Here is a 20,607-nt window from a genome sequence, read left to right as displayed (position 1 = left end):
ACCGGTTACGATTAACGCCAACTATCGTCTCTTCGATGCCTTCAATGCGGGCCAGTTAGCGTTTGCTTTTTTGATGAGATTATCTTCATCCTTACTCCACGGCTCCAGCGAATTGAACTGTGCACCGCTAAAGGGAAGTTTGCCATTATAAAAAAGATATAACTTTCCATCCGTCACTTTGAATGTCTCGGGATTGATGGATACTTTTTTGTTCTGCGCTCCTACCGCCAGGGCGCAATAGCCATCGTATTGTGGCAAATAATTTTGTGGCTGTTTCACAAATTCATCGCGGTTTGCCGGGGTTGCAAAATAATAGATTACCTGGTTATAGGTTGCTGTAATTCCGGGAGAACCTTTGACCGCCTTTTCATTCTTGAAATAAGCTACCACATCGTATCCTCCAATGGCAACGCGGTCCTTTCCTACCGGCTCTACCTGTGCACCTGCAGTTACTGACCAAACCGCGAGCAGCATCACACAAACCAATCTCATGATCTTCATAAAAGAATTTTATCTCGTGCAAAAATAAGTTTTTGCCCGGGATAAATTGTCGCAGACGTGACATTGCCTTCGTTCCAAGTGAACCGCTACGGGTTAACCCTGTAAAAATTAACAGTCAATGGCTAACGGCCGCGTGCGCGGATGCGGTTCTCTACATTTTTAACACCTGCTATGGATTCAACAAGGTCTTCGGCATATCTCCTGGCATCGCGGTCTTCTACGGTGCCGCCCAGAATTACTTCGCCGGCGTGTACTTCGATCTCTATATCGGTGGCATCCAGGAAAGGGTCTTCGGATAAGCGACTATATATATCATCGTGAATGCGTTCGTCTGATCGCTGATAATTTTTAGGTCCTTTGCCGCGATGCATGCCGTCTTGTTCCATGCGTTCGTTGCGCAGATACTGCTGCCACGAAGACCAATCATGATTGTCAGGATCGTTATGCCAGCCGGAGTACTCATCACCCCACGGCCGCGTGTTATACAGATCGTTTCGCTGTGACTGACGTACGCTGCGGTTATACTCTTCCTGGTTATACGTATTGCCGGAATACCCGCCACGACCGTAATTACTGAAATCTTCCTGCTCACGATCATCGTAGTGATAATCGCGCGGTCCGTAATTCGGAATGATATGGGTGTAATGGTGCTGACCGGGAGGATTAGCAGGGTATATATTTCTTGGGGTTCTTTTGTAGTTTTTCATAGTATAGTATATTAAAGTCCGAAAGGTTAAAGCACAAATCTCCGCTGGCAGGTAGAAAAATAGGTTAAATACCACCACTTATATACCTATAACAGAAAGCGCTCTTCATACTCTTTACAGGGTTATAAAAGATAAGAGGCTGTCCTATTTTAAATAAAACAGCCTCCCAGTCGTTCTCTTTTCATGTGGTTTCCGGTTTTGATTGGAATATGCGTTTTCTTCAATCATTACCATTTTTGCCGAGACCGACATGCTGTGAGAGTCTAATATCGTGCCTGCGCAGGCAGTACATCGATTCCATGCAACATGAGCAGTCGACCATCTTTATTTGTCCTATTCACGCCCCAGGCGTGCCGGAATATAGACACTTGTCAGGGCCGCACTTCAATGGCAATTTTACCGAGTATCTTCTCTTCTTCCTTCGCGCGATAGGCTCTTGGTGTATCGGCAAGTGAATAGGTTCGCGCGATGTGTATCTGCAGTGCACCCTCTTCAATCAGGCTTGCAATCTGCGAGAGCGTTTTGCGGTCGATCCTTGTCATTTCCAATACAGCCCGAACACCATATTGTTCCATGAGTGCTTCGTCTGGCTGCGAAAGCATGGATACTACAATGCCGCCAGGCTTCAACACCCGAAACGACCTGCGATAGGTCTCCCCGCCAATGGTATCCAGCACTGCATCGCAGTCCTTTACTTTTTTATCAAACGTCTCGCGGGTATAATCGATCACATGATCGGCACCCAATGATTTTACAAACCCTATACCTTCTCCGGATGCCGTGGCATATACCTTCGCGCCTTCATTTTTGGCCAGCTGAATGGCAATAGAACCTATACCACCGGAGCCCCCGTGTATCATTATTTTTTGTCCAGTCTTCAATTGCATATAGTGATGAATGGCCTGATATGCGCTGCAGGCTGCCAAAGGCAACGCTGCAGCTTCTGTAAAGCTGATGTTGGCCGGCATCTGTGCAATGCAATCCTCGGGAGTAACTGCATATTCGGCAAAGGCTCCCGAACCATCGTGCAGTACACTGGCCTGTCCAAAAACGCGATCGCCAACCTGTAGGTTCTTTATATCCGCTCCTACCATTTCAATTACACCAGCCACATCCAACCCGGGAGTAATCGGAAAATGTATAGCGGATTTATAGTGCGAATCTTTACTGATCGATTTCGTATCGATGGGATTGAGGCTCGAAGCATGTACTTCTATCAACACCTCGTTTGCTGCCGGAACGGGCTTGGCAACCTCTTCCAGATGCAACACTTCCGCTCCTCCAAATTCATGAACTGTCACTGCTTTCATAGCGATATATTTATAAAAATTTACTTTACACCTTTTGCTTTATACTTCTCACGTTACGCTTTATACCTTACACTTTATGCTTTACGCTTTATACTTTACACTTTATGCTTTAAGCTTTAAGCTTTAAGCTTCATACTCCATTACACACCAAACGGATACGTCTCCGGCAGCTGCCCGCCATCAGGCTCGAAATACAACGGGTGCAGTGCGCGCGTCCTGTCAAGGTATAGCAGTGCATCGTATCGCGAAGGAAGGATGGTCGGTACAAACTGTGCTCTATCGTATTGCGGCTGATACACTACTCCTATAGCACGATGACCGATGTAGTCGTGAAACCGCTTGTTCCAGTATTCATTGTTCAACAAGATCAGTTTATCTTCTGCAGAATCTTCATGCAATATATACTCCAGCGTACCTTCAGGAGCCGGAGGAATGGTCATTTTCTCCATCACACCTCCCCAGGCCGATCCCGCCATAACGGTTCCCGCCCATGAAGCAAACCCCGCAATATATACTCCCGAGCTTTCCCTGTGCTTCTCCCGAACAAGCTGCCCGACATTCCACATGCCCTGGTCTTTCATATCGGTATAGCGCGCATCTCCCACATGGGTGTTGTGCTCCCATACGATGCCTTTTGCACGCCTTCCATAAAACCTCATAATGGAATCCAAGGCTGCCACCATGTGGGAATCGCGTATATTCCACGATTCATGCTGAAATGATATCATGGCCCGGTAGTAATGTTCTGCGTTCGCAATAACCTGTGCGTTCATCTCTGCGTTGAGGGCCGCTTCCGGATCATGATCATAATTTCGCGATCGCTTTCGTACTACCTGCAACAGCTTTACTACTTCGTTGGCACAGTGGGTTGAAAGCGTAAGCATGGCCCGTGCATAATGTTGTTCTTCTTTATACGGTTCGAAGCAACGGATCGCTTCCATAGCATATCGTGCCGCCTGGGGATCTTCCCTGCGCAGATAATGAACTATCACTTCCATGGATTCCCAGAGGCTATATACATCCAATCCATAAAAGCCGACTTTCTCATGAACCGGCCGGTTCCGGTTATATTCCCGCATCCATTCCATTAGTGCCGCTATCTCCCAGTTGGCCCACATCCAGGTGGGCCAGCGTCTGAAAGATTTCAACACATCGGCAGCGCTTTCTCCTGCATCTGCATAACCTTTTACAAACCGGTTGATGCGATAGCAATCCGGCCAGTCACCTTCCACTGCTATAAATGAAAAACCTTTTTCCTGTATCAGTCGCTTGCTGACGGCTGTGCGCCAGGTATAGTACTCATGCGTGCCATGTGTAGCTTCGCCCAGCAGTACATAGCGTGCATCGCCTATAGCTGTTAGCAAAGGATCAAGATCCGCTGATGAACGAAGCGGATATTGATTTTTACGATTGATATTTCTTATTGAAGCAACCATGAATCGCGCAGCTTAAAGTTTAACACCAAAGTTCAAAGCCGGGGCAGCCAGAGATGAGATTGTAGATATTGAAAAAGAAAAAAGCATGCCTTGAGAAAACCGGTAAACAGCCCAATAAATACACGGCCTAACAACGATACCATATATACCACCGTGGTGTAGAAAGAATGTACCAATATTATCTTTAACAATAATTTTGTAGTCTTCTAATTTTCCAATTCCTGATCTTCTAATTCAATTTCCCGAACGGACAAAGATGATGACTGACGGTGGGCTGAAACATGATTGCCATACACGGCATGATATGCAATGGCGATGGTTATCCGCTAACAGAAATACAATCAGGAATTAAATGGGGCAAAGTAGGATCGCTATACTTTGCCCGATTCTCTTTTTAGGCGAACAGGGCCACTACTCTGGCAGGGCCAGCTGATGCCCCTACAATCTTTAAGGGAAATGCGGCCACGGTAAATCCGCTATAGGGCAGTGCATCCAGGTTTACCAATTGTTCCATGTGGCAATACTCCTTGTCTCTTCCTACAAGGTGTGCCTGCCAGAACAATTCTGAATTGGATGTTTCCTTTGCTTTCTTTATCTGGTAAGGCAGTGGCACATCCCACCCCCACGAATCTATACCCATCACTTTTATACCTTTATCGATCAGCCACGAAGTTGCTTCCGGGCTCATGCCGGGGCCTATATATGGAAACGCTTTGGTGCCATTGAATTTATCGCGGCCGGTTTTGATCAGCACGATCATGCCGGGCAGCAAATCGATCTTCTCCTGCTGCAAAAACTGCTCTATATCTTCCACCGTGATCAATTCAAAATCTGCTTTGTGTTTCATATCGATCACAACGCCCGGGCCATAGCACCAGTCGAGCGGAATCTCATCGATAGTCTTCGAGCGCGCTCCACCACAGGTAGGTGAATAGTGCCACGGTGCATCCATGTGCGTGGTAGCATGCACGCCCATTTTCTGAATGGTATCATCTGCCCAGCCTTCAAAATGTTTGGGGAATAAACGAAACGGCAATCCCAGCAAACGGATCAGCCACTTTGCTTTCCGGTGAGGCTTGTGCCTGATCTTTACTTTCATGAACCATGGATCGGTCTCATTATACCGGATCGGTTTTGACAGGTCAACAATGCGCATGCTATATATTGAGTTGGTTACTACTGACTCCCCGCAACGTTTTTTACCAGGGATGCTTGTGGCGGTTAACGCTTTTTATCGCGCACAAAGTTAGTGATAAAACCATAGCTTCAAAGCAAGCCATGCTGCTGTGTAAATTCCATGCATACAAACAACTGACGAAGTATATACGCGGTTCGCTATATATATAAAGAGGCAACCGTCAGAACGGCAGCTGCATTTGGCTCAACCCGTTGCATCTTTCAAAATATACCCGATGCCCCGTATATTTTCAATCTTGAGCGAGCCATCACTCCGCAAATACTTGCGCAGGCGCGAAACGAATACATCCATGCTGCGGGCAACAAAGAAACCATCATCTTCCCAGATCGCCTTCAGGAACACATCACGCTCAATCAGTTTACCGCAGTGTCGAAAAAAGAGCAGTAACAACTTGCATTCTTTATAGGTAAGCCGCGTAGTCTCGCCGTTCGCATGAAGCAGTAAATTGTGCACATCGAGCGTAGAATTACCGGCTTTTAATACTGCAGAACGATCGACTGGAGCATGAACATCAGCGGTGCGTTTCAGAATAGCCTCGATGCGGTATTTAAATTCCTGTATACTGAATGGCTTGCACACATAATCATCGGCACCGATCCGGAAACCGCGTATGCGATCTTCAAGTTGATTTCTGGCCGTAAGAAAAACAATGGGAATCTGCTGATTATACTTGCGCACTTCCATCGCCAGATCAAAACCATCTTTCTCCGGCAGCATAATGTCGAGTATGCACAGATCGAAGGGATGATTGTGAAAGGCTGTTAATCCTTTCTCACCGCTCACATATAAATGCACCTGCCAGCCATGCGCATCGAGTGTATCCTTGATGAGAAAGCCCAGGCTCTCGTCATCTTCTACCAGCATTATTTGTGCACCTTTGCTCATGCTTTCGGAAGTATAATTTGTACTTCTGTTCCTCTGTTCAGCTCACTCAGCAATTGTATCCGGCCGCGGTGTACCTGCACCACATGCTTTACAAAGCTCAATCCCAGGCCAAAACCTTTCACAGTATGAATATTTCCCGAGCTGACGCGGAAAAATTTTTCAAATACTTTGGCACGATGCTGCGGTGCAATGCCAACGCCATGATCGATCACATCAATTTCTATATGATCGCCCAGATCCCTGGTGCGCACCAGTATATGCGGACATTCCAGCGAATATTTCTCAGCGTTGTCAATTACGTTTGTTATTGCCTGCAGCAACAGATCTTTATCGCCCAGTATAGATGCCTGGCTGGCAAGAAAATCCAGGCGAAGCGTTCCCTGCCGTTCGCGCACCTTCAACTGAAAAGCTTCGGCACAATCTTCAATGAGCCGGTGCACATCCATCGCTTCAAGTACGGGGCGCCTCATATATTCAAGCGAGGCACCACTCAATACCTGGTCGATCTTCTGTCGCAGGCGCTCGTTTTCCCTGAGCAGTATGTTAACATATACCTGTGTAGCTGCATCAGGAATTTTATGCTGCAGTATCTCACCGGCAATGCGGATGTTGGTTACCGGAGTTTTAAATTCATGCGTCATGTTGTTGATGAAATCGTTTTTCAGCTCAGCAAACTTTCGCTCACGCAATAGCGAAGCAATAGCATACGCAAAAAATCCCATCATCAACAACAGGATGATCGTTGAGAAAATCCACACATCCAACCGGGCCACTACATAACTTTGCTTCTTCGGGAAATATACCGCGAAATTCTTCTCGGCCATACTTCGACTATACGCTGCCTTCTCTGCTTCCAGCCTTCGTGTGGCTTCTACATAATGCCCGTATACCAGCGTATCGTCTGCAGCATCATAAACACCAAGCTCATAGTCGATCGAGAGACTTCGGCGTGAAAATTCTTTTCGAAGCAGGCTGTCCAACTGTACATCATTCAACGGGCTGTTCGTGGCTACAAAAAAGAAATTGGATGACATCTTCCTGATCTCTGCATCTTTGGCAACAGAATCTGCCACCTTGCGCAAAGCTATCTGCACGGTGTGATCAAATTGCCTTTCGGCGACATCAAATGCTTTGTTAAACCAGTATAGCTGAATCACCAGCAAACCTGTAAGCACCACCGTGCCCAACAGAATAATACCTCGAAGGTGCTTTGCTTTCATGCTACTAAAATTAACGCATTAACAACTGCCGGGTTAGCACTTTCTGCTTTTTAACACTCCATTAACACTTCTTTACAGTTGTTAACCTTTTACTGCCCGGCCGCGCGGTAGCATTGTAAAAACTTTACAAACATGTTCTCCCGAAAGGAATATCTATTTTTTATAGCATCCATACTCCTGGTTATTCTTGCATTTGCCTGCATGACGTACGATCCTTCTGAAAATGGCTTTGGTATACTTACGCGCAGCATTGCACCAGTTATTCTGCTCATCGGGTTGTTGCTTCCGGTACCGGCCATCATCGGCTTCCATTCATCAACACCCAGTCAATGGTTATCTTCTCTGCAATCCCACCTTCGTGAAAATCTCGCGGGATTGTTTGTGTTCGCAGCAGCGCTGGGCACATACCTCCTTACACTTGAACCTACTGCAAGTTTATGGGACTGTTCTGAATTTATTGCTACCGCCTATAAATTACAAGTGCCGCATACACCGGGCACACCGTTATTGCTGGTGATTGGAAGGATATTTACTCTATTTTCCTTCGGAGATGTAACCCGTGTAGCCATTACGATAAATGCCATGAGTGCATGTTTCTCAGCGTTAACGGTTATGCTGGTATACTATATTATTCTGATGCTGGGAAACACAGCTCCCCATACAGCACGCAATCATCCCGGATTGATCCTGTCTGCCGTGGGAGGCAGCCTTTGCCTTGCATTCTCCGATACGTTCTGGTTCTCGGCCGTGGAAGCAGAAACATACGGGGCCTCCTGTTTCTTTATGGTGCTGCTGATGTGGATGATCCTGAAAGGAAAAGATTTTGCAGAACCGAGGCGCTCCCGCTGGCGGGTGTTGATCTTTTATATAGCGGGCCTCTCCTATTGCATTCATCCCATGAGCTTGCTCGCATTGCCGGTGCTTCCTTTTGCCTGGTATACCCGCCATCGCAACCTCTCCTTCTGGCGCCTGCTTATGCCTGCCGTTGCCGGGGCATTGATTGTACTGTTCATTAATCGCTTTATTGCCGTGGGTATACCGGAGCTCGCTTTTTATACCGACCTCTTTGTGGTGAATCAACTCGGCATGCCCTTCTATACCGGGGCGGTGCTGATGTTAACAGGATTTATCGTGGCCTTTATTCTTCTCATCAGGAGATATAAAACTTATCAGGCCTATACCTGGTGTGCAGTATTTCTCATTGCAGGATTTCTACCGTATGGCATAATCATTATTCGTTCCGGGTTCAACCCACCGATTGATGAGGGAAACCCTGAAAACCTTTCGTTGTTCAAAGCCTATATGAACCGCGAGTCGTACCCCACCAGACCTTTGCTATACGGACCGTATTTTGATGCAGCCATAGAAGATGTTACCGCCGGTAAACGCATCTATCACCAGGGAAAAAGTAGTTATGAATTAGCGGGCACATTGTCTGAATATACCTACACCCCGGAACGACAAACCGTTCTGCCGCGCATGTATAGCAATGATCCGGCACACATAGCCGGCTATCAGCAATGGACGGGGCTGAAGCCGGGGGAAAAGCCCGGGTTCAAAGACAATATAGTGTTCACCCTTCAGTACCAGGTCGGGCATATGTACCTGCGTTATGTGCTCTGGAATTTTGCGGGCCGTGCAGGCGATGTACAGGATAGTTCGTGGCTCGCACCCTGGGATGCGGGAATGTCTTCACATGCACAACGTGCCCGAAATCAATACTGGGCTATACCGTTATTACTTGGTATGATAGGATCTATATTTCATTTTCGCTACAACCGAAAGGATTTTGTCTCCATTAGTATCTTCTTTCTGCTGACGGGATTAATTCTTGTGCTATACCTTAACGCAACGCCCCATGAACCGCGCGAGCGCGACTACATTTTTGTAGGCTCCTATATAGCTTTTTGTATCTGGATTGGAATGGGAATCTATGCCGTATATAATCTGCTCAGGCGTGGTATGGCAGCACGCATTATTACCGGTTGTATCTGCATACTCGTTCCTGCCTGGATGTTTTATCAGAACTATGATGACCACAACCGAAGCGGTCGCACATTCCAGATAGATCAGGCACGCAACACGTTAAGGAGCTGTGCTGCCAACGCCATTCTCTTCACGGGTGGCGACAACGATACCTTTCCCTTCTGGTACCTGCAGGAAGTAGAAGGATACCGCACCGATGTGCGGGTGGTAGTGCTTAGTTACTTCAACACCGACTGGTATATCCACCAGTTGGAAAAACAGTACTATCAATCAAAACCATTCCAGCTATCGCTGTCAGAAAAAGCCTATCGTCAATACGGCCCGAACGATGTACTATATTTACAGGAGAGTATTCGTGAAGGGATTGATACCGAAAAATACCTGGCGTTATTAAAGGCTGAACATCCTGCGCTGCACATGAAGGCGCGCAGTGGCGAAACGTATAGCATACTGCCATCCAGGCTCCTGAAAGTACGGGTTGATAAAAAACAATTTGAAGCGAGCGCACAGGGTAATCTTTTGCCCGGGGATTCCATTAGCGAAGAACTCACGTTCCGGGTGATACAAAATTATCTTACCAAAAACACACTGGCCTTTCTCGATCTGCTCATCAGCAACCACTGGCAACGTCCCCTGTATTTCAACTTTACATCCCTGAACACGTTCGACATTGACATTAAACCGTATATGGTGCAGGAAGGTACTCTATATCGCCTGCTGCCCACGCTGCCGCATAAAGATGGCATGATGAATACCGCACTGATGTATAAAAATCTCGTGGAGCAATCGGACTATACCAATCTTTCTGACAGCGCGGTATATTTTAATTACGAAGATTACCACCTGCGCATGATATACCCGCTACAACAAACATTCAATGCACTGGCACACGCGTTTTACGAGCAGGGCAATGCTGCAATGGCCGAACAAGTACTGGCAACAGCCGTTGACAAAGTATATCCAGACAACCTCATACCCTCTTACCCTACGCTGCAGGCGTCACAAATGCTGCTGGCACTGGGGCGAAATGAACTTGCGGAAGATCTCTCCAAAAATATGTTTGACTACTATTATGCTCAGACACAACACGGTATTGCCGCGAGCAACGAAACCAACGTATACCTGCTTCGGATGTCAGCCCGTATACTGGATCAATTAGGAAAAAGCGATTACCTCTCCCGGATTGAAGGGCTTGCAAAACAAACACCGTAATCTGTATAACGCTGGCAGAATATACCAATACCAGCTCACATTCGCTTGATCCACCACAGGCCGGAGCTTTCACTGATCTCGCACAAACGTCCGTTCACCTTCCGGAAAGTACGTTCGATACGCCAGGTGCCTTCGAATATATCTTCTTTCCAAAACCTGCCGGTATAATGAATTTCAGGATGCGGTTCATCGCCTATAAAAAAGCTGCGATCCATCGCATAGCCGTAGGTGCGCGGATACAACTTTACAAAGTACAAGTCTGTCTCTTTCAGTACACCGTATACATTGCCAGAAGCCGTAATGTTGCTGATGGACGAATCGTCTTGCCAGAGACCTTCAAAACCACCACTCATAGCCATGAGCCCGGATTGCCGTATGCTTAATGTAAAAGGAACTGTTGTCTGTTTAAACGGGACTTTACAATATTCATCATATACATACTCTCCTTTCCACAAACCATCAATAATCATCTTCTCTTTAAATTTTGCCTGAATCTAAAAAGAATAGTTCTATTAACCTGCATGATGGGTATTTCCGCGATTAAAATATATAAATCCACAGATGTCATCGTGAATACATTTCCGGATAGAACATAACGCAAAAAATTCACTTCATTATTTTCACTATATGTTACAGCATGCTTCAACGGAAGCGTGGGCCCAGCGGCATTTGTTATTACCGTTGAAGATGGAACCGGCACAGCCAGTCTGGTAGTTTTCTAAAATTATTCAACCCATACCGCAAGGAAATTATTCAATCCAATTATCCACTGTTGAGGGCACGCTGTTCCGCGAGGGTGAAGTGATTGCCGTGCCCTGTGAAGCGCTGCTATAATATAGCAACTGCTTCAGCGGCTCACCACTCCTCCGCGCGAAGATATTTCTGTAAAACCGTTCACACGACCTCATGAAATCACCTTTCCATTCTTCACCAGTACTAAAGATGTAGTGGAAAGATATTTCATGAAGGACGGAACTTCGGTAATCATTCCTAAGGTATATATTACCTATTGCACCGTTACGCAGCACGTGAGACCGGAGCTGCAGAGGCGCTATGGGATGCAGAAAGCAATCCTTTTGATTGAAGCCAATGATTAAGTTCGCTCACCTCCTGTGCATGCAACGTGCGCAAGGCTTTTTGATATTCTTTTCTAAAAAGGTTGTGATCAAAGCTTACTTTATCTAAAATCATTTTATAATAATCCAGATATGTAGTCTTCATGTTCCGTGTAAAAATATAAAGGAATGCACTGGCTGAAACGTGCTCTTCTCTTATGGTGTTCCGTAATTGCACATATATTCAGCCTGCATTCCTTATCATAACAATGAAATAATCAAACACAGGGTAGACGTTTGCCAGTATCAGGCAACAGCAATCTGCCGGACAGGTTTTATTTTTGCTTCTTCTTTTTTGGGCACTACAATGTGTAGTATGCCATCTTCGTATCGGGCTGCAATCTGCTCGCCCTCTACTTCATTTTCCGGAAGTGTAAAGCTGCGTTGAAACGCTCCATAATTATATTCTCTCCGCAAATACTGATCTTTAGAATCAGAAGCATTCTCAGTAACCGAAGAGATTGTTAACTGGTTGTTGTCAAGTTCAACACGAAAATCATCGCGTTTCATACCCGGAGCTGCCATTTCAATACGATAATCATCGTTCGTTTCAATGATATTAACAGCAGGCAATGTAGCTGCATTCTGGCCCGTAGCCAGTACGGAATCAGTTAATTCATTCGAAAAGAAATTCTCAAGCAATGCCGGAATAGATGGAAATAAATTTCCATTGGCTCTCATGATGGTTTTCATAGTACAGTTCTCCTTTCTGAGTTAAACATTAATTATGTAAACAGTAGAGGCCTCACAAAAAAACGGCTAACAAGTTTTGTGCCGGATGAAAAGCTGCCAGTTCTGCTGCTACTTACCATGGCAGTAAATAATAAAAATTCCTGGATGCTATATATTCGATTATATATAATAATGAAGTACTATACCAACCTGACAGAATTTCTTTCATAGAATATGTCAGGTTGGTTTATTGTCTGCCAAAAAGTTAAGTCGTACGCTTTTGCACACATATTGCTTGGCGAAAAAAAGAAAACTGAGAAACACATAAATATCATGAAATCATTTCTAATCCATGATGGTGTTTCTGCAAGGCAGAAAGCCATCCATCCTGTAAAACAGATTGTACGTATCAGCGCCTGGTGGATCTCATTTTTCCTGGTAGTACTGATGTTATCATCCTGTCACGAAAAAAGTAACGGTCAGGTATCGGAAAATCACACCACAGCGAAAGACAGTATAAAACCCAAAGTAAACATCCAAGTAAACCGGCACTATGACGATAAAGGAAACGTGATCGGGTTCGACTCAACATATTCGTCCTACTATTCAAATATACCGGGCGACACGGCCCGAATGGATAGCCTTATGCACGGGTTCGACCGGTACTTCAATCAACAACACTCTTCATTCTTTCGCAATGAGTTTAACCCGCTGTTTTTTAATGATTCATTGCGGTATCCAGACTTCTTTCACAATGATTTTTTCCTGAAACGTTATGAACTGAACGATGCCTATATGCGCAACATGATGCAGCGTATGGATTCAATAAAAAACCAGTTCTACCGTGAGCAAAGTAAATCCTTGAAAGAAACTCAAAAAGAGAAAAAGAAGTCATCGTCTAAAAAAGATACATAGAATATTTTATCCCAACTATAGTATGGCGTGTCTGAAATCCGCTTTCATTTTGAAGCGGATTTTTTAGTTTCCATACTAACAACATGCTGATGAAATACGCGCGTAAATCGGGTAGGCATTTTGAAATATGAGTGCTTTTTTGATCGTATGATTTATTTCACCATCAGAAAAAGTATACCTAACTTTCCGGCCATACAAATAGAGTATTTATGTTTGAAGGGCCGGATTTTCCAAAATCACTGGATGAAGAAGTTTTTAATGATTGGCTTGAAAAGGGCAGACAAAGCAAAATCGGATATAACTATTTGCTGATTGTTTGGGACGAATATGAATCTGCGTATCGACCTGTGTATATTGAGCAGCGCGATGATATTGGCCAATACGAGACGCACCGTTCATCGGCGAATCGGGAACGGCTCGTAGCCGCTTATGACCTGTATTCGGAGTCTAGGATAGTTTAGCTTTGTGAAGGCTTCCGGGTTTTAAAATAAGCTCCGTTTTATGTAAGGCACAGAAATTTATCAACAGACTGGTTTAAACACATTTCAGTCATGGTTGAAGAAGAAAATAAAAAATTACAGCAGCCTGAAACTCTGCAGGACTATCAGGCTCCTCAGGATGAAAATCCGATGGCCATTCCAAAACCATCCCGGAAAAACAGCAATTCGGAAAAGACTTTGAATGATCGGGTAAAAAAAGAACGCGAACAACATCTTCCCTAGTGGCTTGTTCAGATTCTTCCGTGGTAGTCTTTGTATGTATTTACAAATTAATGCAGGCCCTGCAGCCCGGGCCTGCTCTTATAATTGACAACCTCAGTTTGTTGTGTTGATCACGCCTGAATAGAAAGGTCAATAATCTTATATTTGATCTTGACATCCAACGAATATTATTCATGTTAATTCGCAGGAATACAAAAGCATTCAAAACCATTTTGGAGATTATAGAAGCCTGCCATCCGCGTGCAGACCGGGAGAAATTCATCCGTTTATACATAACGAAGGCAGGTCATACTATTGAGGATCGTATCAATATTGAAGGTGTGGAAGGAAATGCCGGGCTGTTATACGATATGAATTACGAAGCTGTGTTAAGCAACCTGCAATCGCCCAATCATCAGTTGCAGGTGAGTGATGAAATTCCCGGTATATATTTCTTTCATACCACATCCAATAAAGCGTGGGATGAAACACCGTTTGAGTTTGATGATGCTGTTAAAAAAGAATTTGCAAACTTGCCTGAACTGCCGGTAACTAGAAAAAAAGAAAAGGCAGAGAAATATACTATACCGGTAGCCAAACAGCACAAAGCGCCACTCCAACCCCGGCAAAAAGTAAAAACAACGGCCAGAAAAGAGAGCAAGGCAGTTGAAAAGGGACCGAGGCAGCCTGACTTTAAACTCAAGCGAAAAATTTATTTTACAGACCTGGAAAAGGTAATTATACATCAGCCTAAGCTTACAAAGCGCGATGTTCTCGCCTATTACAATCATATAGCTGAATATATACTGCCTTATCTGAAAGACCGTCCTTATTCAGTAAACGTTTACTCCGGCGCAGCACGAACAACAGTAATCAATGCGGAAGAATTTATAAACCGGGATGAAGACAACAAACCGGAGTGGCTGCAAACAATTGATTCAAAGAAAACGAAAAAAGAAGCATTCGTCTGCAACGACAAAGAGCATCTGTTATGGAACGTTGAGCTGGGATGCCTTCAATTCAATGTATCGCATGCAAACGTTAAGTCTCCGGACTCACCCGATTATATTGTTATTGGCATTGACTCGCCTGAACATGAACTTACCAAAGCCATTGATGCAGCACATGCTGCTTACGAGATCTTAAACGGATTGGATTTACCATCATTTATCAAGACCGATGGTAAGTCAGGTTTTCATATTTACATTTCCCTTAACACACCCAACAATTTCCAAACCAGCAGCGCCATAGCGGAAATTATAGCGAAGCTTATACGCCTGAAGATACCTGATCTGACTTCGCTTCAGGGAACGGATGATCATAGTTATGGCAAGGTTACAATCGATCACTTGATGAATGCAGAAAATTGCAAGATTATCGCACCCTACTCACTTGTATCCGGCGAGTCTGCGATCATCGCGACACCACTTCGCTGGGAAGAAGTAAAAGAAGGCCTTCGCAGTGAAGACTATACTCCTGAAACAATTTTTAAAAGACTCAGGCAGGAAGGCGATCCGTTTGAATCGATGCTCAGGAAAAAGCAGAATGCAGATGCACTATTAAAAAGGCTTCGTGAGAATTACTCTTTTCTTATTTCTTAAAATTCATTGCCATTGTAAACAATCCTTAACAGGTTTTGATTAGATATTGACCTGAATATTCACCCTGTGAAATAAAAAAAGCCTCGAATATATACTACCTCCGAGGCTTTCCAGGATCTGAAGTATAATCCTGTTTTCAATATGCAGGCTCAAATTACATTGCCCTGATTCATGAGTTTATCTTTCCGTAATTCCTTTCCATTCATCTGTTCTGAAAGGAATAGCTGGTAAACGTTCTGAATTTATAAGATTGCATTCAGGGTTATCTGCCCAGGCATATCGCACAGCTACAGGATCGGCAACTTTATCAGAATAAACAACAAGTTCATTTCCTTCAATAATTGCTTTTGCCCAATAAAACTGTTTGTCCTGGCCAGCTATCGCTAAACCCGTTACTTCTTTACCATCTTTTGTAGAGAGACCTGAAGCTATATTGGAGAACGTGATACGAATGCGATTGCCTTCCTTTTTATAACTTTTATAGATAGGACCGCATGCAACAACGTTCTGGTTATATACAATCTTATTGGCAATTAAAGCTAACCTGCGTCCTACTTCCTGTTTATTTTTCGGATGAATATCATTCGCTTCTCCAATATCAATGGCACAGGCCATGCCTGTATTGGGCAGCGAAAGTGTAAGCGTTTGTGCTTCTCTCAATTCGGCCCACTCGCTTTCCGATGGAAGTGGTTTTGTTCTCATGTAGTTGGCCAACTGAACAAATAAGAACGGAATATTTCCCTGTTGCCACCGTTGCCGCCAGTCTGTGATTAACATTGGAAATAATTTCCTATAGTCGTACGCTGCCTGTGCATTTGCTTCGCCCTGATACCAGATAAATCCCTTGACGCCATAAGGAATCACCGGGTTAATCATAGCATTAAACAACACGGTTGGATAATACTGATAGTTGAGTATTTTCGGAAAAGCAGGTTCAATGTCTTTCTTATATAGCCATTTTCCCGCCAAGGAAATTTTAGAAGCACCATCAGTAATATATATATCTTCTGCCGGAGGATTTAAACCGCCACCACCCCATAGCACCGCTATCCTCACCGCGATAGTATTTTCGCCATGCTGTACCAGACGTGCCGGTATAGTATACGAATGAGAGGTATTGGCACCCCAGATACCTTTACAAATCTCCTCTCCGTTAAAATATAGTGAATAATTACTCTCCGGATGGCCAAGGTCAATCGTTAAATCTTTTTGATTAAATGAATCCGGCAATGTGATTTTTCTCCTTAGCCACATAATTCCTTCGTGGTAATCTATTCCGAAATTTTTTATCAACTTAGGCATTTCAACGGGAGTCCAACCGGTATCATTGTAATCAATGGCCGTAACAGTCTTAACTGTATTGTTCTGGGGATTGTTAACAATATCCCAAATGCGTATCCAGTTCAAGCTATCGGTGAGAAGATCGTTCTTATCAAAGCGAAGGGTATCATTACTCAGTGTTTTTTCCTTGGTAATGGGCGAGGCAAGCAACATCTCGCGGCTCGTCCAGGCTTCTACCGGTGTTCCGCCCCAGGTACTTTGAATAATTCCAACCGGAACTTTCTCATCAACGTGAATTTTACGGGCAAAGTAATAAGCAACTGCTGACCACTCCTTCACATTTGCAGAGTCACAAACTTTCCATTTACCGGCATGAATGTCGGCTTGAGGTTTAATTTGCTTATCGTGTTCAACAACGAGAAAACGGATTTGCGGAAAATTGGCATTTGCAATTTCCATCCGTGCATCATTTGCCTGCTGTATCTGCCATTCCATATTTGACTGCCCCGAGGCGAGCCAAACATCGCCAATGAGAATTCCGTTCAGACGGATTTTAGAATTGGCCTTACCCGATTCTGCAATCTCAAGTTCATAAGGCCCTCCTGCTTTAAATACCGGGAACTTAACTTTCCATTTACCTTCTTTGTCTGCTCTTGTTGTTGTCTGTATATCTCCAAGTTTTGCTATGATCTGTGCCCCCGGCGTTGAATTTCCCCACACCGGAATTTGGATACCTCTTTGCATCACCATATTATCACCAAATACTTTGGGCAACCTGATCTGAGCGTGAGAGGCTATTGAAAGTAGAACTGTTAGTAACGCAAGCAATGTTCGTTTACGGGGTCTCATTCATTTGTCTTTTTAACTATCAAAAATAAGTAGGTATCTCTTTAAATTTTGAACTGATCAGAAATAAAGTCATCTCCTATAGGCAAACTCATGCGGGCAAAGATGTCTGGAATCCACAACACCTTAGCAACGTAACGAATATGCGCTATAATGAGATGACTTTGATTGCTGTTTAAATAATTACAATTACTCTTTCAAAACTTTAAAAGACCGTGAAGTCTTAACGCCGTTCACGCGAATGATATACAAACCTGGTTTAAGCGCGGCACCCAATGATAATTTGCCTGCACCTCCGGAATGAATCATAGCTTCTACCACCTTGCCGGTGGCATCCAGTATTGAAACTTTCAATTGCTCATCACTACCCAGTACGTCAAGTGTTATCGTTTTTGCAAATGGATTAGGATATATACTAACCGCAAATTCCTCCGTTGTGTTTGGGCTCTCCTCCGGAGCACTTTCTCTTGCAGTTCCAATCGTAGTCATAGTCCACTGCTGATTTGGATGAGTGCTTTGGCTCCACTGGCCTAGGTCAGAACCATTGGTGGTGCGCCCGATTCCATCAAGATATAGTCCGGTAGCTCTGTTTTTGAATTTAACATAGCCTCCGGCAGTTTCTTTTGTCCATTGTTGTGCGTTGCTGCCACTGTATGGCCACTGCCCGGCCACAGAACCATTCGTAGTTCTCGACATACCGTCAAGGTATAACCCTGTAGCACGGTTTTTCAGCATTACATAATTTCCAACAGTTTCTATTGACCATTGTTGTGCGGTGCTGCCACTGTTACTCCACTGCCCTGCATTAGATCCATTGTCAGATCTATACATACCATCGATGCGCAATCCCGTGGCTCTGTTGGCCAAAGAAACGTAAGTAACTGTGGGAGCCTTCACCAGCAAAATGGCTGTTGTTGAGAGCGATGGTGCAGAGATTGTAAATGAATTTGAATTTACCTGTACTGTACTTGACTTTAATGCATTTTGCGTGTGCGATACAAACGTTTCGGTCGCTGGCAACGATGCTAACTGCAACGTTTGGTAGCTTCCATTGGCAACATTAAAATTATTCAGATTAATGGTTACACTGCGTGAAGAGCTCATGTCGCGGTTCACAACGATCACCGTCAGGGAGTCAGCGTTTTCATTTATAGAAGAATAGGCCGATACTGTATTTTCGAGTGAAGAAGTGCTGGATATACTATATTTCTTTGCATTCCTGCTAAAGAGATGCAAGGTTTCCCACATACCCACAGACCAGTTCCAGGGTGAAAACAATTCAACGCCATTATTTGCAAACGTACCAAGATGAGAGGCATAAATAACAGATTCAAGACTTGGGTTGCTGCTGGACATAGTACCCCATTCACTCAGCCCGGTAGTAATGCCATGGTTTGCTCCAAAGTGCTTCGTTAACCAGCCGTCTATGCGCTTGAAAATATACTGCTTTGTTAGTGATGTATCCCATCCGCCCGTGCTTGTTCTGATACCGTTTGAGCCTGGGTAGTCGTAGGTTTCATCGTAATAAATCCGGTGTCCTTGCAAGGCTGCTGCATCGTCTTTATTATAAGAAGGATAGTTGTGAATATCGACAACATCAACCAGTTTGACACCGGTTGCCTTATACTCATCGGCCAGGCGCTTTATAAAATATTCGATCCAGGGATAATATGTACCATCAACATAAATACTTTCGTTAGACCATTTATACCATTGCCATTCTGAAGTTGCAACAGGTCCGCAAAGCTTAATGCCCGGATATAATGCTTTTGCTTTCTTGGCCAATTCTATATAGCGGTCCATAAATGCAGACGCTGATATTTGCGTTGGCATTGCATAGTCGTGCGTACCGTTCCATACGTCCACCTCGTTGTCCATATTCCAGTACACGAACTTGTTCTTGTTAAGTTTTATGCCATTAGATCCAAACCAGTGATTAAGAATTGCCACGGAAGAATCTGCTGGCCAAGGTTGTGTGAACAGGTTGATGTTCCCGTCCACCAAGGCTTTGCCTCCGCCATTCGGATCGGGTTTACCGCCACCGGCTAAATTCTGCAATACACCAGACCAATACTGCGCCTGGTTATAAGCCCAGTCATCGAAGTTGTTATTTGTATTGGAAGCAACTCTTCCGAGCAATTGAAAGGCAAACATGCCCTGCATGTTAGAGAAGTTGTTGTTAATATTTTGTGCCGTTGCATCCCAATCGGTAGTATAAACATTGTTATACCAATCGGGATGAACCGTAATTTTCTTTCGCCAGTTATAACCGGTTGCATTATTACCTCCGTTCACCCGTGCAAAGCGCAATCCTGCATCTTTATAAAATTGCGTGGACTTGTCGAAGAAGTCATTTTTTCCATAGATGTTTGGAGAAATCAGGCGTTTGTTCTGGGCTGCATTCACTGTTACTGTAACAGCTTGCGCAAGCGCTGTGTGGGTTGTAAAAAAAAGCAAAGCCCATATCAGGTATAAGCTTGCATCGCGAAGTATCGATTTTTTCATTCGTAAAGGTTTAAGTTGTGATTATCATTGATTATTAATCTGCGCTGGTCGCTAATAACGATTCACGGAGCAGATCACAACGGTTCCTTTTATATGTAAGTCGGGTAACTTGCGGAACATTCTTGCCAACGAGGAGATGTTTACTCGACTCGCCCGGAAGGAGGTTTTTCGGGAACTATATTGTCTGGAGTGCTACAGCATAGAAACACTGTAGCAGCAATCGATAAACGGGGTTTAATTTGTTGTTGCATACGTTTTAGATTTAGTATGCCTAAAAGTAAAGGATACCGAAATCGTTAGCGGTATCAAAAAATCTCAGAGTTGTCTATCGAAAGTACAATTCGCTAACGTTTTCGATTGGTATTTAAATCGTTTGCAGGACTTTTTTGGAGACATCACTAAGACTGTGTGATATTTTGAATCTGTCTACTAACAAATCCTTCTGTAAGACTGAGGCAACGCAAATTGAACACTGAGCGGATGACGCAACATATATTCCCGCCTGTCGGTTACGCT

16 protein-coding genes are annotated in these 20,607 nt (G+C 44.3%); 4 read left to right on the top strand and 12 right to left on the bottom strand.

Annotation, left to right across the window (positions count from 1 at the left end; genetic code table 11):
• Nucleotides 1-21: 21 nt before the first annotated feature.
• The 7 genes from V7Q33_RS14980 to V7Q33_RS14950 all read right to left on the bottom strand — a co-directional run bounded on the left by V7Q33_RS14980 (nt 22) and on the right by V7Q33_RS14950 (nt 7,257).
• Complete coding sequence (locus tag V7Q33_RS14980; protein ID WP_333820346.1) at nt 22-501, bottom strand: YHS domain-containing (seleno)protein; 480 nt, start codon at nt 499-501, stop codon at nt 22-24.
• Between the two features lie 122 nt (nt 502-623).
• Nucleotides 624-1,208, bottom strand: a complete 585-nt coding sequence (locus tag V7Q33_RS14975; protein WP_331980488.1) for a BON domain-containing protein — start codon at nt 1,206-1,208, stop codon at nt 624-626.
• 371 nt (nt 1,209-1,579) lie between these two features.
• Entirely contained in the window at nt 1,580-2,518 is a 939-nt protein-coding gene (locus V7Q33_RS14970; RefSeq protein ID WP_331980486.1) for an NADP-dependent oxidoreductase, read from the bottom strand.
• Nucleotides 2,519-2,658: 140 nt separating this feature from the next.
• Nucleotides 2,659-3,954, bottom strand: coding sequence for an erythromycin esterase family protein (locus tag V7Q33_RS14965; protein WP_333820345.1), 1,296 nt, complete (start codon nt 3,952-3,954; stop codon nt 2,659-2,661).
• Nucleotides 3,955-4,348: 394 nt separating this feature from the next.
• Nucleotides 4,349-5,110: a cyclase family protein gene (locus V7Q33_RS14960; RefSeq protein ID WP_333820344.1), complete on the bottom strand. Its 762-nt coding sequence runs from the start codon at nt 5,108-5,110 to the stop codon at nt 4,349-4,351.
• A 225-nt stretch (nt 5,111-5,335) separates the two neighbouring features.
• A complete protein-coding gene (locus tag V7Q33_RS14955) occupies nt 5,336-6,037 on the bottom strand; it encodes a response regulator transcription factor (RefSeq protein WP_333820343.1) in 702 nt (233 codons plus the stop codon).
• Entirely contained in the window at nt 6,034-7,257 is a 1,224-nt protein-coding gene (locus V7Q33_RS14950) for a sensor histidine kinase (RefSeq protein ID WP_333820342.1), read from the bottom strand. The genes V7Q33_RS14955 and V7Q33_RS14950 overlap by 4 nt, the downstream gene beginning before the upstream one ends.
• 132 nt (nt 7,258-7,389) lie before the next feature.
• Here V7Q33_RS14950 and V7Q33_RS14945 point away from each other — a divergent pair, with 132 nt between their 5' ends.
• Nucleotides 7,390-10,455, top strand: a complete 3,066-nt coding sequence (locus tag V7Q33_RS14945; RefSeq protein ID WP_333820341.1) for a glycosyltransferase family 117 protein — start codon at nt 7,390-7,392, stop codon at nt 10,453-10,455.
• Nucleotides 10,456-10,490: 35 nt separating this feature from the next.
• On the opposite strand, the gene V7Q33_RS14940 is transcribed toward V7Q33_RS14945, so the two are convergent.
• The 3 genes from V7Q33_RS14940 to V7Q33_RS14930 all read right to left on the bottom strand — a co-directional run bounded on the left by V7Q33_RS14940 (nt 10,491) and on the right by V7Q33_RS14930 (nt 12,263).
• Nucleotides 10,491-10,925, bottom strand: a complete 435-nt coding sequence (locus V7Q33_RS14940) for a hypothetical protein (protein ID WP_331980475.1) — start codon at nt 10,923-10,925, stop codon at nt 10,491-10,493.
• Nucleotides 10,926-11,472: 547 nt separating this feature from the next.
• Nucleotides 11,473-11,676, bottom strand: coding sequence for a hypothetical protein (locus V7Q33_RS14935; protein WP_331980473.1), 204 nt, complete (start codon nt 11,674-11,676; stop codon nt 11,473-11,475).
• Nucleotides 11,677-11,816: 140 nt separating this feature from the next.
• Nucleotides 11,817-12,263, bottom strand: a complete 447-nt coding sequence (locus tag V7Q33_RS14930) for an Hsp20/alpha crystallin family protein (protein ID WP_331980471.1) — start codon at nt 12,261-12,263, stop codon at nt 11,817-11,819.
• Between the two features lie 312 nt (nt 12,264-12,575).
• On the opposite strand from V7Q33_RS14930, the gene V7Q33_RS14925 reads away from it, so the two are divergent.
• The 3 genes from V7Q33_RS14925 (at nt 12,576) to ligD (ending at nt 15,459) form a co-directional block, all read left to right on the top strand.
• Nucleotides 12,576-13,157, top strand: coding sequence for a hypothetical protein (locus V7Q33_RS14925; RefSeq protein WP_331980469.1), 582 nt, complete (start codon nt 12,576-12,578; stop codon nt 13,155-13,157).
• A 551-nt stretch (nt 13,158-13,708) separates the two neighbouring features.
• On the top strand, nt 13,709-13,879 hold the full coding sequence (locus tag V7Q33_RS14920) for a hypothetical protein (RefSeq protein ID WP_331980465.1): 171 nt from the start codon (nt 13,709-13,711) through the stop codon (nt 13,877-13,879).
• A 173-nt stretch (nt 13,880-14,052) separates the two neighbouring features.
• Nucleotides 14,053-15,459, top strand: coding sequence for a non-homologous end-joining DNA ligase LigD (gene ligD, locus V7Q33_RS14915; RefSeq protein ID WP_333820340.1), 1,407 nt, complete (start codon nt 14,053-14,055; stop codon nt 15,457-15,459).
• A gap of 177 nt (nt 15,460-15,636) precedes the next feature.
• On the opposite strand, the gene V7Q33_RS14910 is transcribed toward ligD, so the two are convergent.
• Together V7Q33_RS14910 and V7Q33_RS14905 are read right to left on the bottom strand one after the other, a co-directional pair.
• Nucleotides 15,637-17,484 (bottom strand): sialate O-acetylesterase, encoded by a 1,848-nt coding sequence (locus V7Q33_RS14910; RefSeq protein WP_333820338.1) that lies wholly within the window; start codon nt 17,482-17,484, stop codon nt 15,637-15,639.
• 291 nt (nt 17,485-17,775) lie between these two features.
• A complete protein-coding gene (locus V7Q33_RS14905) occupies nt 17,776-20,091 on the bottom strand; it encodes a glycoside hydrolase family 44 protein (protein ID WP_333820337.1) in 2,316 nt (771 codons plus the stop codon).
• Nucleotides 20,092-20,607: the final 516 nt, after the last annotated feature.

The sequence above is a fragment of the Ohtaekwangia sp. genome (assembly GCF_036786105.1).
Lineage (GTDB): Bacteria > Bacteroidota > Bacteroidia > Cytophagales > Cyclobacteriaceae > Ohtaekwangia.
The sequence above is the reverse complement of the archived record's forward strand: the minus strand, read 5'-3'. Positions and strand labels throughout refer to the sequence as shown.

Coding starts and splice junctions, on each gene's coding strand:
- V7Q33_RS14980 (WP_333820346.1), bottom strand. CDS start 501: ATGAAGATCATGAGATTGGTTTGTGTGATGCTGCTCGCGGTTTGGTCA.
- V7Q33_RS14975 (WP_331980488.1), bottom strand. CDS start 1,208: ATGAAAAACTACAAAAGAACCCCAAGAAATATATACCCTGCTAATCCT.
- V7Q33_RS14970 (WP_331980486.1), bottom strand. CDS start 2,518: ATGAAAGCAGTGACAGTTCATGAATTTGGAGGAGCGGAAGTGTTGCAT.
- V7Q33_RS14965 (WP_333820345.1), bottom strand. CDS start 3,954: ATGGTTGCTTCAATAAGAAATATCAATCGTAAAAATCAATATCCGCTT.
- V7Q33_RS14960 (WP_333820344.1), bottom strand. CDS start 5,110: ATGCGCATTGTTGACCTGTCAAAACCGATCCGGTATAATGAGACCGAT.
- V7Q33_RS14955 (WP_333820343.1), bottom strand. CDS start 6,037: ATGAGCAAAGGTGCACAAATAATGCTGGTAGAAGATGACGAGAGCCTG.
- V7Q33_RS14950 (WP_333820342.1), bottom strand. CDS start 7,257: ATGAAAGCAAAGCACCTTCGAGGTATTATTCTGTTGGGCACGGTGGTG.
- V7Q33_RS14945 (WP_333820341.1), top strand. CDS start 7,390: ATGTTCTCCCGAAAGGAATATCTATTTTTTATAGCATCCATACTCCTG.
- V7Q33_RS14940 (WP_331980475.1), bottom strand. CDS start 10,925: ATGATTATTGATGGTTTGTGGAAAGGAGAGTATGTATATGATGAATAT.
- V7Q33_RS14935 (WP_331980473.1), bottom strand. CDS start 11,676: ATGAAGACTACATATCTGGATTATTATAAAATGATTTTAGATAAAGTA.
- V7Q33_RS14930 (WP_331980471.1), bottom strand. CDS start 12,263: ATGAAAACCATCATGAGAGCCAATGGAAATTTATTTCCATCTATTCCG.
- V7Q33_RS14925 (WP_331980469.1), top strand. CDS start 12,576: ATGAAATCATTTCTAATCCATGATGGTGTTTCTGCAAGGCAGAAAGCC.
- V7Q33_RS14920 (WP_331980465.1), top strand. CDS start 13,709: ATGGTTGAAGAAGAAAATAAAAAATTACAGCAGCCTGAAACTCTGCAG.
- ligD (WP_333820340.1), top strand. CDS start 14,053: ATGTTAATTCGCAGGAATACAAAAGCATTCAAAACCATTTTGGAGATT.
- V7Q33_RS14910 (WP_333820338.1), bottom strand. CDS start 17,484: ATGCAAAGAGGTATCCAAATTCCGGTGTGGGGAAATTCAACGCCGGGG.
- V7Q33_RS14905 (WP_333820337.1), bottom strand. CDS start 20,091: ATGAAAAAATCGATACTTCGCGATGCAAGCTTATACCTGATATGGGCT.